The sequence below is a fragment of the Bradyrhizobium centrolobii genome, from assembly GCF_001641635.1.
Classification (GTDB): domain Bacteria; phylum Pseudomonadota; class Alphaproteobacteria; order Rhizobiales; family Xanthobacteraceae; genus Bradyrhizobium; species Bradyrhizobium centrolobii.
The window spans coordinates 1-13,102 of sequence record NZ_LUUB01000018.1 but is presented as its reverse complement, the minus strand read 5'-3'; the positions used below and the strand labels follow the sequence as shown (position 1 = coordinate 13,102).

Genomic DNA, 13,102 nt, shown 5'->3' with positions numbered 1-13,102 from the left:
ACCGCGATTACACCGCCGCTGTCGTTACGCCGCCGTCGATGACGATGGTTTGCCCCGTCATGAAGCTCGACGCATCGGAGGCAAGATAGGCCACTGCGCCGGCGATCTCGTCGGGTTCGCCGATGCGGCGCAAGGGCGTGGTGGCGGTGCGGCGCTCGAGGAACGCTTCGTCTTCCCAGAGGGCGCGGGCGAAATCGGTTTTCACGAGGCCGGGCGCGATGCAGTTGACGCGGACGCCTTTCGGGCCCCATTCGCCGGCGAGCGAGCGGCACAGTGCGAAGTCGGCCGCTTTCGAGATGCCGTAGGCGCCGATCACGGTCGAGCCGCGCAGGCCGCCGATCGAGGAGATGATGACGACGGAGCCGTTCCCACGCTCGGCCATCTGCGGGATCGCGAGCGCGGAGAGCCAGATGTTGCTCCTGACGTTCGAGCCCATGATCTTGTCGAAGGCTTCGTCCGTGATGTCGAGCAGCGGGCCGTAATACGGGTTCACCGCGGCGTTGCAGACGAGGATGTCGATCTTGCCATAGTGCTTCGTCGCGCCCGAGATCAGTGCCTCGACCTCGTCCTTGCGGGCGATGTTGCAGGGGATGACGATGGCATCACCGCCCGCGGCGTTGATGCCGTCAGCGACCTCCTTGCAGGCATCGGCCTTGCGCGAGGAGATCACGACCTTGGCCCCTAACTTCGCGAGCAGCTCGGCCGAGGAGCGGCCGATGCCGCGGCTCGAGCCGGTGACGACGGCGACCTTGCCGGTGAGATCGAACGGGGTGTTTTTCATTGTTGTTGGGCTCCTTGCGTCCAATCATCCTAGAGCGCGTCATTCCGGGGCGCGCCGCTTGGCGCGAGCCCGGAATCCATTTCACCGCGCGTTATGTTGCACGATGGATCCCGGGCTCATCGCTTCGCGATGCCCCGGGATGACGGTCAGCGTCAGACCAACCCGCCCGCATCCGCGACGCGGCGCTGATGGTACTCGGTGTCGCCAAACGTGTTCTCGATCATGGTCAGGCGCTTGAAGTAGTGGCCGATCTTCGCCTCCATGGTCATGCCGATGCCGCCGTGGAGCTGGATCGCCTGCTGGCCGACGAACTTCAGCGACTTGCCGATCTGCACCTTGGCCGCGGCGATCGCGTTGGAGCGCTCCTTGGCGTCCTCGAAATCGTTCGCCATGGTCGCGAACATCGACATCGAGCGGGCCTGCTCGGCCGCGACGAACATGTCGGAGGCGCGGTGCTGGAGCGACTGGAACGAGCCGATCGCGACACCGAACTGTTTGCGCGTCTTGATGTACTCGACCGTGGTCTTCAGCGACTCGTCCATCAGGCCGACCGCCTCGGCGCAGAGCGCGACGCGGGCCTCGTCCACCACGCGCTCGATCAGCGCAAGGCCGTCCTCGGGATTGCCGATCGCGGCGTCGCTGCCCACCTCGACGCCGGTGAAGGTGATGTCGGCGGCATGCAGGCCGTCCTGGGTGGGATAGCCCTTCTTGCTGACGCCCTTGGCATTCGCCGGCACCAGGAAGACGCCGATGCCGGTCTTGTCGCGGCGATCGCCCTTGGTGCGCGTGGTCACGACAAGCGTCTCAGCATTCTCGCCGTTGAGCACAACGAATTTTTCGCCGTCGATCACCCAGCCGTCACCCTTCTTCTTCGCGGTCGTGGTGACGTCGAAGAGATCATAGCGCGAGTTCTTCTCGAGCTGGGCAAACGCAAGCGTCTTGCTGCCGTCGATGATGCCGGGCAGATGCGCGGCCTTCTGCGCATCCGAGCCTGCGTGGCGTAGGAAGCCGCCGCCGATCACCACCGTGGCGAGATAAGGCTCGAGCACCAGCGCCTTGCCGAGCGCTTCCATCACGATCATGGTCTCGACGCCGCCGCCGCCGAAGCCGCCATCGGCCTCCGCGAAGGGCAGGCCGAGCAGGCCCTGCTCGGCGAGCTTGCCCCAGACGGCTTTGCTCCAGCCGCCCTTCTCCTTCATGTACTTCTTGCGCTGCTCGAAATCGTAGGAATCGGTCAGCAGGCCGTCGATGCTTTCCTTGAGAAGCCGCTGCTCCTCGGACAGATCAAAATCCATTTCTGTTTCCTCAAGTAACAAGTGTCTGCGTGGCGGGGCGCTCTTCACCTCTCCCCGCTTGCGGGGAGAGGTCGGATCGCTCTTGCGATCCGGGTGAGGGGGTACCGCTCTCTCGGCAATCTTTGCTCGGAGAGAGGCCCCTCACCCCGACCCTCTCCCCGCGAAGAGCGGGGAGAGGGAGGAAGAGGTCACAGCCCCAGCACCGCCTTGGCGATGATGTTGCGCTGGATCTCGTTGGAGCCGCCATAGATCGAGACCTTGCGGTTGTTGAAGTAGCTCGGCGCGATCTGGGCGGTCCAGTCCATGGCTTCGTTCGAACCGTCGTCGCCATGCACGTCGTAAGGCGCGGCGAACGGGCCGATGACTTCCATGAGCAGTTCGGTCGTGGTCTGCTGGATCTCGGAGCCCTTGATCTTCAGCACGGAGGAGGCCGGATTGGGCTTGCCCTTGCCGTGCTTGCCTTCATCCGCGACGACGCGCAGCTGGGTCAGCTCGAGCGCCTTCAGCTCGATCTCGCAGGCCGCCAGCTTCTCGCGGAACGCGGCGTCCTGGATGATCGGCTTGCCGCCGGATTCCACCTTGCCGGCGAGATCGCGGATGCGGCGCAGCCGCTCCTTGGAGACGCCGACCCGGGCGATGCCGGTGCGCTCATTGCCGAGCAGGAATTTCGCGTAGTCCCAGCCCTTGTTCTCCTCGCCGATGAGGTTCTCGATGGGCACCTCGACGTCGTCGAAGAAGACCTCGTTGACCTCATGGCCGCCGTCGATGGTTTGAATGGGGCGCACCGTGACGCCCTTCGACTTCATGCTGAAGACGATGAAGGAGATCCCCATCTGCTTCTTGGCCGAGGGATCGGTGCGGCAGAGGCAGAAGATCATGTCGGCGTGCTGGGCCAGCGTGGTCCAGGTCTTCTGGCCGTTGATGATCCACTTGTCGCCCTTGCGCTCGGCTTTGGTCTTCAGCGAGGCGAGGTCCGAGCCGGAACCGGGCTCCGAAAAGCCCTGGCACCACCAGTCGTCGACATTGGCGATGCGCGGCAGGTACTGCTTCTTCTGCTCCTCGTTGCCGAAGGTGTAGATGACAGGGCCGACCATGCTGACGCCGAAGGCCAGCGGCTGCGGCGCCGGATAGGACTGTAGCTCCTCGTTGAAGATGTAGTGCTGCACGCTGGTCCAGCCAGTGCCGCCATACTGCTTCGGCCAGTGGCTGACGCCCCAGCCCTTCTTGTTGAGGATGCGCCACCACGTCACCATCTCGTCCTTCGAGAGGTGGCGGCCCTCGACCAGCTTGCGCCGGGTATCCGGCGGCACGTTGTCGCGGAAGAACTGCCGCACCTCCTCGCGAAACGCCTGCTCTTCCTTCGTGAATGCGAGATCCATCGGATCCTCCTGGCTTCTTCTCTCTTCGTCATCCTGGCGAAAGCCAGGATCCATTACCACCGGCTGTCATTGCGTCAGTCGGTGGTTGCCGTCTGTGCCTCTTACCAAGACACGGGGTAATGGGTCCTGGCTTTCGCCAGGACGACGGTGAACTACTGCAGCACCTCAAACAGTCCCGCCGCGCCCATGCCGCCGCCGACGCACATGGTGACGACCGCATACTTGGCCTTGCGGCGGCGGCCCTCGATCAGCGCGTGGCCGGTGAGGCGCGCGCCCGACATGCCGTAAGGGTGCCCGACCGAGATCGCGCCGCCATCGACGTTGATCTTATCAGGGTCGATGCCGAGCTTGTCGCGGCAATAGAGCACCTGCACCGCGAAGGCCTCGTTCAATTCCCAGAGGCCGATGTCATCGACCTTCAGCCCATGGCGCTTGAGCAGCCGCGGCACGGCGAAGACCGGGCCGATGCCCATCTCGTCGGGCTCGCAGCCGGCGGAGACAAAGCCGCGGAAGATGCCGAGCGGCTTGAGGCCGCGCTTGGCGGCTTCCTTGTCGCTCATGATCACGCAGGCGCTGGCGCCGTCGGAGAGCTGGCTGGCATTGCCGGCGGTGATGGTGAAACCTTCGCCGCGCACGGGCTTGAGGCCGGCGAGGCCTTCAGCCGTGGTCTCGGGACGCGGGCCCTCGTCCTGCGACAGCGTGACGTCCTTGAAGGAGACCTCGCCGGTCGCCTTGTCGGTCACCGCCATCTTGGTCGTGATCGGGGCGAGCTCGTCCTTGAACTTGCCGCCCTGCTGCGCGGCCGCGGTGCGGCGCTGGCTCTCCAGCGAATACTCGTCCTGCTTCTCGCGCGAGATGCCATAGCGCTTGGCGACGACTTCCGCGGTGTCGATCATGGGCATATAGACCTCGCCCTTGATCTTGAGCAGCGCCGGATCCTGGGCGTGGAAGCCGTTCATCTTGTCGTTCTGCACGAGCGAGATCGACTCGCCGCCGCCACCGACCGCGATCTCGACGCCGTCGAAGATCACCGAGCGCGCGGCGAGCGCGATCGCCTGCAGGCCCGAGGCGCACTGCCGGTCGATGGTGGTGCCGGCGACGGTGACGGGAAGTCCGGCGCGCAGCAGCGCCTTGCGCGCGATGTTGCCGCCGGTCGCGCCCTGCTGGAGGGCTGCGCCCATCACGACGTCCTCGACCTCCTTCGGATCGATCTTGGCGCGGGCGACGGCCTCGCCGATGGCATGGCCGAGCAGCGTCGCCCCCTCGGTGGCGTTGAGCGCGCCGCGATAGGCCTTGCCGATCGGGGTGCGGGCGGTGGAAACGATGACGGCGTCGGTCAAGAGCGACCTCCTGATGCAAGTTGGGTGGATTGTGATGGCTTCTGCTGCTGGCGCAATTCGTGGCGCGACAGCTTTCCGACCGGCGTGCGCGGTAGTTCCTCGACGAACTCGACCGCGGCCGGCAATTCGTGCTTGCCGACCTTGCCGGTGAGCTGCGCGCGCAGATCGTCGAGCGAGAACGGCTTTGCGTCCGGCTTGAGCTTGATGAAGGCCTTTGCAGCCTCGCCCCGATACTGGTCGGGAATGCCAAGCACGATGACCTCGTGCACGCCGGGAATGGTGTAGATCGCCTGCTCGATCATCTGCGGGTAGACGTTGAAGCCGCCGGAGATGATCATGTCCTTCTTGCGGTCGACCAGGAAGAAATAGCCATCCGTATCCATGTAGCCGATGTCGCCGGTGAGGAAGCGGCCGTCGGCGAAGGACTCGGCCGATTCCTTCGGCTTGTTCCAGTAACCCTTGGTGACGTTCGGGCCCTTGATGCGGATCTCGCCAACCTCGCCCGGCGGCAGCACCCTCGCGGGATCGTCCAGCGCGACGACGTCGAGCTCGATGCCAGGCAGCATCAGGCCGATCGAGCCGGGCTTGTCCGGACCTTCCGGCGGATGGCCGGTGCCGGGCGAACAGGTCTCGGTCATGCCCCAGCCGCTGCGGAGCTTCTTGCCGACCTTGCTCTCGAAGAATTTCGCCACCTCGACCGGCAGCGGCGCGCCGCCGGAGCCGATCGCGTTGAGCGAGGAGAAGTCGCGATTGGCAAGATCGGGCAGGGCGGCGATCGCGATCCACATCGTCGGCACGCCCGGGAAATAGGTCGCCCGCTTGACCTCGATGTCGCGCATCACGGCTTCGACGTCGAAGCGCTGATGGAGCGAGATCAGGTTACCCCGGCTGAGCGAGGAGAGCAGCACGACCGTGAGCGCATAGATGTGGAACAGCGGGAGCACGCAGATCACGCGCTCGATGACATCGCCGCGCGTCGCTCGCGACGGCTTGCCCCAGACGTCGTAGATCGAGACGGCGGAGGTGAGATTGCCATGCGTGAGCATCGCGCCCTTGGGCAGGCCGGTGGTGCCGCCGGTATATTGCAGCAGCGCGACGTCATCGACCGTCACGATCGGCCACTGCGCCGGTGCTGTGGCGCCGTCGATGAAAGTCTTGAAGGTGACGATGCGCGGATCGCTCGGGATTGCCGCCTGCGGCGTGCCGACCTTGCCCCAATTGTCGTCCTCGCAGACGACGAGGCGGTCGATCAGGCCCCTGTCGAGGAATTTCAACGCGGTCGGCAGCAGCGCCGCAAGGTTCGACGTGACGAGTACGCGCGAGCCTGAATCGGAGACCTTGTGCGTCAGCGCGATCTCGCCGTCGAGCGGGGAGAGATGCGCGACACGGGCGCCGGCCTTCAGCGCGCCGAAGAAATTGACGGGGTGATCGGGCGTGTTGCCGAGGAACAGCGCGACAGACGAGCCCTTGCCGCAGCCGGCGCGCAGGAAAGCCGCAGCCGCGCGTTCGGCCATTGCCGCGAGCTCGGCGTAGCTGATCGGACGTTCGCGAAACTCCAGCGCGGCGCGCGTGCCGTAATCGGCGGCGGCGTTCGATAACAGGTCAGGGAGCGTGCCCGGGACGATCGTGTCGTCCCATCGCACGCCCTCGGGATAAAACTGTTCGCCGGGATGGGTCATTGAAGTTCGAAACCTTGCAGAGCCTGTGCAGCAAATGGACGTGAGGTGAGCACAGTGCCCGGGCTCCCCTCCCCCTTGCGGGGAGGGGTTGGGGGAAGGGGGTAGCCACGGCTGACGGCGTCGCCCGGGGCTACCCCCCTCCCTGACCCTCCCCCGCAAGGGGGGAGGGAACGGAGAGAGCGTCCCCGGAGCCGGAGCGCATATGACAGGTGGTGGGGACTACGCCCCATCACGCCGCCTTTGTCGCCGCCGCGAGCGAGGCGAACGTCTTGCCTTCGGCCGCGAGCTTTTTCAGCAGCGGGGCGGGCTCGAGGCTCGGGTCGTTGGTCTCCTTGGCGTAGAAGGCGAGACGGTCGGCGATGTGCTTGAGGCCGACCGTGTCGGCCCAGAACATCGGGCCGCCGCGGTAGATCGGCCAGCCATAGCCATAGAGCCAGACCACGTCGATGTCGGAGGGACGCGCGGCGATGCCTTCTTCCAGGATCTTCGCGCCCTCGTTGACCATCGGATACATCATGCGCTCGAGGATCTCCTCGTCGCTGACGACGCGCTTCTTGCGGCCGAGGCGCAGCAGCGTCTCGTCGATCAGCTTCTCGACCTCCGGATCGGGCAGCGGCGCGCGCGAGCCGGCTTCATACTTGTAGTAGCCCTTGCCGGTCTTCTGGCCGAAGCGGCCGGCTTCGCACAGCGCGTCCGCGATCTCCGACTTGATGCCGCGGTCCTTGCGCGAGCGCCAGCCGATGTCGAGGCCGGCGAGATCGCCCATCGCGAACGGCCCCATCGGCATGCCGAATTTTGTCACGACAGCGTCGACCTGCTGCGGCAAGGCACCTTCGAACAACAGCTTTTCGGACTGCTTGCTGCGCTGTGCCAGCATGCGGTTGCCGACGAAGCCGTCGCAGACGCCGACCACGGCCGGCACCTTGGCGATCTTGCGCGCGATCGAAACGGCGGTGACCAGCGCATCCGGCGCGGTCTTGTCGGCGCGCACGATCTCGCACAGCTTCATGACGTTGGCCGGCGAGAAGAAGTGCATGCCGAGCACGTCCTGCGGACGCTTGGTCGACTTCGCGATCTCGTCGATGTTGAGATACGAGGTGTTGGAGGCGAGCACAGCGCCGGGCTTGGCGAACTGGTCGAGCTTGCCGAACACCTCCTTCTTCACCGCCATGGTCTCGAACACCGCCTCGATGACGAGGTCGGCATCACCGACATTCTCGATGCCGACGACGCCGTTGATCAGCGCCATGCGCTTGGCGGGCGCATCCGCCGGGATGCCGCCGCGCGCCGCGGTCGCTTCCCAGTTCTTCTGCATGATGCCCATGCCGCGCTTGAGTTGTTCCTCGCCAGTCTCGATCAGCGTGACGGGAATGCCGGCGTTGGCAAACGACATCGCGATGCCGCCGCCCATGGTGCCGGCGCCGAGGATGGCCACACGGTTGACGGTCCGTCCCTTGGTGCCCTCCGGCACGCCGGCGATCTTGTTGGCCTCGCGCTCAGCGAAGAAGGCATAGCGCTGCGCCTTGGACTGGTCGCTGGCGACGAGCTTGAGGAAGCCCTCGCGCTCCTTCTTCAGGCCCTCGTCGAACGGCAGGTCGATGGCATAGCCGACGGCATCGGCTGCCGCGAACGGCGCCTCCAGGCCGCGCGACTTCTTGGTCATGGCGGCGACCGCGTTGGTGAAGATCGAGCGGTCGGCCTTGGCGGCGGCGAGCTTGGAATCGTCGTCGCGCAGGCGGCGCAGCGGCCGCTTCTCGGCGAGCAGCTTGCGGACAAAGGCTTCGCCGCCGGAGGCGGGGCCTTCGACGATCTCCTCGATCAGGGCGTTCTTCAGTGCTTCCGCCGCACCGATCGGGTCGCCGCCGACAATCATCTTGACCGCGAGCTCCGGTCCGACTGCGCGCGGCAGGCGCTGGGTGCCGCCGGCGCCGGGCAACAGGCCGAGCTTCACTTCGGGCAGGCCGAGCTTGGCCTCCTTCACGGCGACGCGGAAATGACAGGACAGCGCAACTTCGAGTCCGCCGCCGAGCGCGGTGCCGTGGATCGCGGCAACGACCGGCTTCGGCGAATTCTCGATCTCGGAGAGCACGTCGTTGAGGGCAGGCGGCTTCGGCGGCTTGCCGAATTCGGTGATGTCGGCGCCGGCGATGAAGGTGCGCCCGGCGCAGGTCAGAACGATGCCTTTGATGGCGGGATCCGCAACCGCGGCCTTGACGCACTCCAGGATACCGCCACGGACTGCGGCACTCAGCGCGTTGACCGGAGGACTATCGACCGTGACGATCCCGATTTCGTCATGACGCTCAAGCTTGACCACTTCGCTCACGGCTTCCCTCCTTGGTGGGGATTTACTTTTGTTCGATTTCGCGGTGCGGAATTTAATTCCGCATCTTGACGGCAGGGTTATTTTGAAGCACGGACGTTGTCAACGACTCCGCGCAAGAAGCAGATCAGGGATGAAGCGTACAGGAAAGAAGACTGCGACCGATCGGAATTTCGTCGTCGCGCTTTCCCGCGGACTTGATGTGTTGCGCGCATTCCAACCCAGCGACGGACTCCTCGGCAACCAGGAAATCGCGGCCCGCACGAACCTGCCCAAGCCGACGGTGTCACGCCTGACCTACACATTGACGAAGCTCGGTTATCTTACGCCGGTTCCCCGTTTCGAGAAGTATCAGCTCGCGCCGGCCGCGATGGCGCTTGGTTACGCGGCGTTGGCCAATCTCGGTGTTCGGCATTTGTCCGAACCGTTCCGCGAGGAAGTGATGCGCGCGACCGGCGGCGCGGTTGCGGTCGGCGGCCGCGACCGTCACAGCATGATCTATTTCGGGCAGAGCCGTGGCAGCGAAACGGTCGGCGTTCAACTTGACGTCGGCTCCCGTGTGCCGATTGCAACCAGCGCGATGGGTCGCGCCTATTTCTGGGCGCTCGAGGAAGACGACCGCGCGGAACTGTTGCGCGTCCTGCGCGAACATTACGGCAGCCGCTGGCCCAAAATGCGCGACGGGTTAGAGCGTGCCGGCGAGACCGTCGCGAAGCACGGCTTTGCGATCTCGGTCGGCGACTGGCACGACGACATCGGCGCCGCGGGCGTCGCGCTCAAGCTGAACGACGGAACCGGGCCCTACGCGTTCAATTGCGGCGCGCCCGCATTCCGTTTCACGGAAGAGCGTTTGATCAACGACATTGGACCGCGTCTGCTCACGATGGTAAGGAACATCGAAGCGGCGCTCGGGGGTCTGGTGCCGCATTCAAAAAAAGACGACAGCAAAAAGCTGAAATCAGGAGGAAAAGTTGCGCGTGTGGCCGAGGGGATCAGATAGCCTTTGTCATTGCCGGGGACGGTTCGCATCGTCCCTCCGCCCACTGAACGGTGTGGGCGAGACGAGATGACGCAGGCACAGCTCGCGCAGGGGACATCGCCTCTGCTCGCGGTTCGCGACGTCAGCGTCGTGTTCGGCGGCATCGTTGCGCTCAACGGCGTGTCCTTCAACATGCACAAGGGCCAGATCCTCGGACTGATCGGCCCGAACGGCGCCGGCAAGACCACGCTCTTCAACTGCCTCTCCCGGCTCTACCAGCCGTCGTCCGGCGACATCCTGATGGAAGGCGCGAGCATCTTGACGCGTCCTCCGCACCGGATCGCCGAGATTGGCATCGGTCGCACCTTCCAGAACGTGGCGCTGTTTCCGAACCTCTCGGTGATGGACAATGTTCGCGTCGGCGCCCATTCGAAGACCTCCAGCGACATCATCAGCGACTCGCTTCGGCTTGCGTGGGTCCGGCGCAGCGAGGCCAGCGTCAACAAGAAGGTCCACGAGATCCTCGCTTATCTTGACCTCGAGGAGGTCGCCCACACCACCGTCTCGGGTCTGCCGTTCGGCACGCAGAAGCGCGTCGAATTGGCGCGCGCGCTGGCAGCGGATCCGAAGATCCTGCTGCTCGACGAGCCGGCCGGCGGCCTCAATCATGAAGAGGTCTACGTGCTCGGTGACCTCATTCGCCGCATTCGCGACGACCGCCACATGACCGTGCTCCTCGTCGAGCACCACATGGGCCTCGTGATGTCGATCGCCGATCACGTCGTCGCCTTGAACTTCGGCAAGAAGCTCGCGGAAGGCACGCCTGCCCAGGTGCAGGCGGATCCCGACGTCATCAAGGCCTATCTCGGGAGCAAGGACCAATGACGACGCTGCTTAACGTCAAGGACCTGCGCGCCTATTACGGCCAGGTCCAGGCGCTCCACGGCCTGTCCTTCTCGCTCAACGAGGGCTCGCTGACGACGCTGCTCGGGGCCAACGGTGCCGGCAAGACCACGACGCTGCGCGCGATCTGCAACATGGTGCGCTCCACCGGTGCGATCGAGTTCGACGGCAAGCCGCTGAACAACCGCTCGACGGAAAGCATCGTGCGATTCGGCATCGCCCACGTCCCGCAGGGGCGCGGCACCTTCACCAACATGACGGTGGAGGAAAACCTCCAGTTGGGGGCCATCACCCGCAAGGACAATACCGGCATCGTCTCGGACATCGAGCGCATGTACGCGCATTTCCCGGTGCTGAAGCAGCGCCACACCCAGCAGGCCGGCACGCTGTCCGGCGGCGAACAGCAGATGCTGGCAGTCGCGCGCGCGCTGATGCTGCGGCCGCGGCTGATGCTCCTGGACGAACCTTCCTTCGGGCTCGCGCCGCTGGTCGTGCGCGACCTGTTCAGGATCCTCGGCAAGATCAACCGCGAGGACAAGGTGTCGATCCTGGTGGTCGAGCAGAACGCGCAGCTCGCGCTCGAGCTCGCCGACCAGGCCTATGTGATCGAGACCGGCCGCATCGTGATGTCGGGAAATGCCAAGGACATCGCGAACAACGAAGAAATCCGCAAATCCTACCTGGGTTACTGAGGAGCGGCACGATGGAGCTATTCACCAACCAGGTGCTGGCCGGGATTGCCACCGGCGCGATCTACGCCTGCATGGCGCTCGCCGTGGTGATGATCTACCAGGCGATCGACCATCTCAACTTCGCGCAAGGCGAGATGGCGATGTTCTCGACCTTCATCTCCTGGCAGCTGATGCAATGGGGCGTGCCGTACTGGGCCGCCTTCGTCATCACGCTGGCGCTCTCCTTCGTCGGCGGCATCGCGATCGAGCGCATCCTGTTCAAGCCGCTCGCCAAGGCGCCGGTGCTGACCAACGTCGCCGGCTTCATCGCCCTGTTCGCGATCATCAACTCCTCGGCCGGCCTGATCTGGGACTTCACCATCAAGCAGTATCCGACCCCGTTCGGCTCGGCGCCGTTCCTCGGCAGCCAGCTGATCTCGACCCACCAGGCCGGCATGATCGGCGTCACCCTGCTGCTGCTGGTCGGGCTCTACTTCTTCTTCCAGTACACGCGCATCGGTCTTGCGATGCGGGCCGCGGCCTCGCTGCCTGAATCGGCCCGTCTCGTCGGCATCAACACCAGCTGGATGATCGCGCTCGGCTGGGGCATGGCGGCGGCGATCGGCTCGATCGCCGGCATGCTGATCGCGCCCGTCGTGTTCCTCGAGCCCAACATGATGGGCGGCGTCCTGATCTACGGCTTCGCCGCCGCGGTGCTCGGCGGATTGTCGAGCCCGTTCGGCGCCGTGGTCGGCGGCTTCCTCGTCGGCATCTTCGAGAACCTCGCCGGCACCTACATCCCCGGCGTCGGCAATGAGCTGAAACTCCCGATCGCGCTCGCGCTGATCATCTCCGTCCTGGTCGTCAAACCCGCTGGTCTGTTCGGCCGGCACATCGTCAAGCGAGTTTGATCATGAGCGCTGCAGAAGAAGTCGTTGCAGAAGGCCACCAGGCGGTCGAGGCCGTTCCGAAGCGAGCCATGACGCTGGGCACCGGCACCTCGCTGGCGGTGCTCGCGGTGCTGCTCGTCGCACCCGTCTTCGTCAAGAACTTCATCATCTTCCAGATGACGATGCTCCTGATCTACGGGCTCGCGGTGCTGGCGCTGAACATCCTCACCGGCGGCTCGGGCCAGTTCTCGCTGGGCCAGAGCGCGTTCTACGCCGTCGGGGCCTACACCACCGCGGTGCTGATGGAGCACTTCAACGTCAACTACGCGCTGACGCTGCCGATCGCCGGCGTGGTCTGCTTCGCCTTCGGCTTCCTGTTCGGCCAGCCGGCGCTGCGGCTCTCCGGCGTCTATCTCGCGCTTGCGACCTTCGCGCTTGCTACCGCCATGCCGCAGCTGCTTAAGCTCAACTTCCTCGAGCACTGGACCGGCGGCGTGCAGGGCCTCGTCGTCACCAAACCGGACGCGCCGTTCGGCCTGCCGATCTCGCAGGACATGTGGCTCTACTACTTCACGCTCGTCGTCACGATCGCGATCTACATTTTCTCGGTGAACCTCTTGCGCTCCCGCTCGGGCCGCGCCTTCATGGCGATCCGCGACAACGAGATCGCAGCCTCCGCAATGGGCGTCGACGTCGCGCTGTACAAGACGCTGGCCTTCGGTGTATCGGCCGCCATCACCGGCATCGCCGGCTCGCTCGGCGCCATCGCGGTGCAGTTCGTCGCGCCCGACAGCTACACCATCACGCTCGCGATCTCGCTGTTCCTCGGCATGGTCGTCGGCGGCGTCGGCTGGCTGCCCGG

General features: G+C 65.2%; 11 protein-coding genes. 5 read left to right on the top strand and 6 right to left on the bottom strand.

Annotated features, from left to right (window positions below; all coding sequences use genetic code 11):
• Positions 1 to 7: 7 nt before the first annotated feature.
• The 6 genes from AYJ54_RS02110 to AYJ54_RS02085 form a co-directional block, all read right to left on the bottom strand.
• Positions 8 to 781, bottom strand: a complete 774-nt coding sequence (locus AYJ54_RS02110; RefSeq protein ID WP_063696219.1) for an SDR family NAD(P)-dependent oxidoreductase — start codon at positions 779 to 781, stop codon at positions 8 to 10.
• Between the two features lie 152 nt (positions 782 to 933).
• On the bottom strand, positions 934 to 2,076 hold the full coding sequence (gene pimD / locus AYJ54_RS02105; protein ID WP_063696218.1) for a pimeloyl-CoA dehydrogenase small subunit: 1,143 nt from the start codon (positions 2,074 to 2,076) through the stop codon (positions 934 to 936).
• Positions 2,077 to 2,264: 188 nt separating this feature from the next.
• Complete coding sequence (gene pimC, locus AYJ54_RS02100; RefSeq protein WP_063696306.1) at positions 2,265 to 3,455, bottom strand: pimeloyl-CoA dehydrogenase large subunit; 1,191 nt, start codon at positions 3,453 to 3,455, stop codon at positions 2,265 to 2,267.
• A gap of 152 nt (positions 3,456 to 3,607) precedes the next feature.
• Entirely contained in the window at positions 3,608 to 4,795 is a 1,188-nt protein-coding gene (locus AYJ54_RS02095) for an acetyl-CoA C-acyltransferase (RefSeq protein ID WP_063696217.1), read from the bottom strand.
• The gene (gene pimA / locus AYJ54_RS02090; RefSeq protein ID WP_063696216.1) at positions 4,792 to 6,474 is read right to left on the bottom strand and encodes a dicarboxylate--CoA ligase PimA; all 1,683 of its coding nucleotides are present in this window, start codon (positions 6,472 to 6,474) and stop codon (positions 4,792 to 4,794) included. The genes AYJ54_RS02095 and pimA overlap by 4 nt, the downstream gene beginning before the upstream one ends.
• A gap of 229 nt (positions 6,475 to 6,703) precedes the next feature.
• Entirely contained in the window at positions 6,704 to 8,800 is a 2,097-nt protein-coding gene (locus AYJ54_RS02085) for a 3-hydroxyacyl-CoA dehydrogenase NAD-binding domain-containing protein (protein WP_063696215.1), read from the bottom strand.
• A 130-nt stretch (positions 8,801 to 8,930) separates the two neighbouring features.
• Here AYJ54_RS02085 and AYJ54_RS02080 point away from each other — a divergent pair, with 130 nt between their 5' ends.
• The 5 genes from AYJ54_RS02080 to AYJ54_RS02060 form a co-directional block, all read left to right on the top strand.
• On the top strand, positions 8,931 to 9,797 hold the full coding sequence (locus AYJ54_RS02080) for an IclR family transcriptional regulator (RefSeq protein ID WP_063696214.1): 867 nt from the start codon (positions 8,931 to 8,933) through the stop codon (positions 9,795 to 9,797).
• 66 nt (positions 9,798 to 9,863) lie between these two features.
• Positions 9,864 to 10,661, top strand: a complete 798-nt coding sequence (locus AYJ54_RS02075) for an ABC transporter ATP-binding protein (protein ID WP_063696213.1) — start codon at positions 9,864 to 9,866, stop codon at positions 10,659 to 10,661.
• Positions 10,658 to 11,371, top strand: coding sequence for an ABC transporter ATP-binding protein (locus AYJ54_RS02070; protein WP_063696176.1), 714 nt, complete (start codon positions 10,658 to 10,660; stop codon positions 11,369 to 11,371). The genes AYJ54_RS02075 and AYJ54_RS02070 overlap by 4 nt, the downstream gene beginning before the upstream one ends.
• Positions 11,372 to 11,382: 11 nt before the next feature.
• Positions 11,383 to 12,261 carry a branched-chain amino acid ABC transporter permease gene (locus AYJ54_RS02065; RefSeq protein ID WP_063696177.1) on the top strand — a complete coding sequence of 293 codons (879 nt, stop codon included), beginning with the start codon at positions 11,383 to 11,385 and terminating at the stop codon, positions 12,259 to 12,261.
• Between the two features lie 2 nt (positions 12,262 to 12,263).
• The coding region (locus tag AYJ54_RS02060; protein WP_063696212.1) for a branched-chain amino acid ABC transporter permease at positions 12,264 to 13,102 on the top strand (839 nt) is incomplete at its 3' end.

What these genes read in the sequence shown, in the direction of transcription:
- AYJ54_RS02110 (WP_063696219.1), bottom strand. Translation starts at nt 781, where the DNA reads ATGAAAAACACCCCGTTCGATCTCACCGGCAAGGTCGCCGTCGTCACC.
- pimD (WP_063696218.1), bottom strand. Translation starts at nt 2,076, where the DNA reads ATGGATTTTGATCTGTCCGAGGAGCAGCGGCTTCTCAAGGAAAGCATC.
- AYJ54_RS02065 (WP_063696177.1), top strand. Translation starts at nt 11,383, where the DNA reads ATGGAGCTATTCACCAACCAGGTGCTGGCCGGGATTGCCACCGGCGCG.
- pimC (WP_063696306.1), bottom strand. Translation starts at nt 3,455, where the DNA reads ATGGATCTCGCATTCACGAAGGAAGAGCAGGCGTTTCGCGAGGAGGTG.
- AYJ54_RS02070 (WP_063696176.1), top strand. Translation starts at nt 10,658, where the DNA reads ATGACGACGCTGCTTAACGTCAAGGACCTGCGCGCCTATTACGGCCAG.
- pimA (WP_063696216.1), bottom strand. Translation starts at nt 6,474, where the DNA reads ATGACCCATCCCGGCGAACAGTTTTATCCCGAGGGCGTGCGATGGGAC.
- AYJ54_RS02075 (WP_063696213.1), top strand. Translation starts at nt 9,864, where the DNA reads ATGACGCAGGCACAGCTCGCGCAGGGGACATCGCCTCTGCTCGCGGTT.
- AYJ54_RS02080 (WP_063696214.1), top strand. Translation starts at nt 8,931, where the DNA reads ATGAAGCGTACAGGAAAGAAGACTGCGACCGATCGGAATTTCGTCGTC.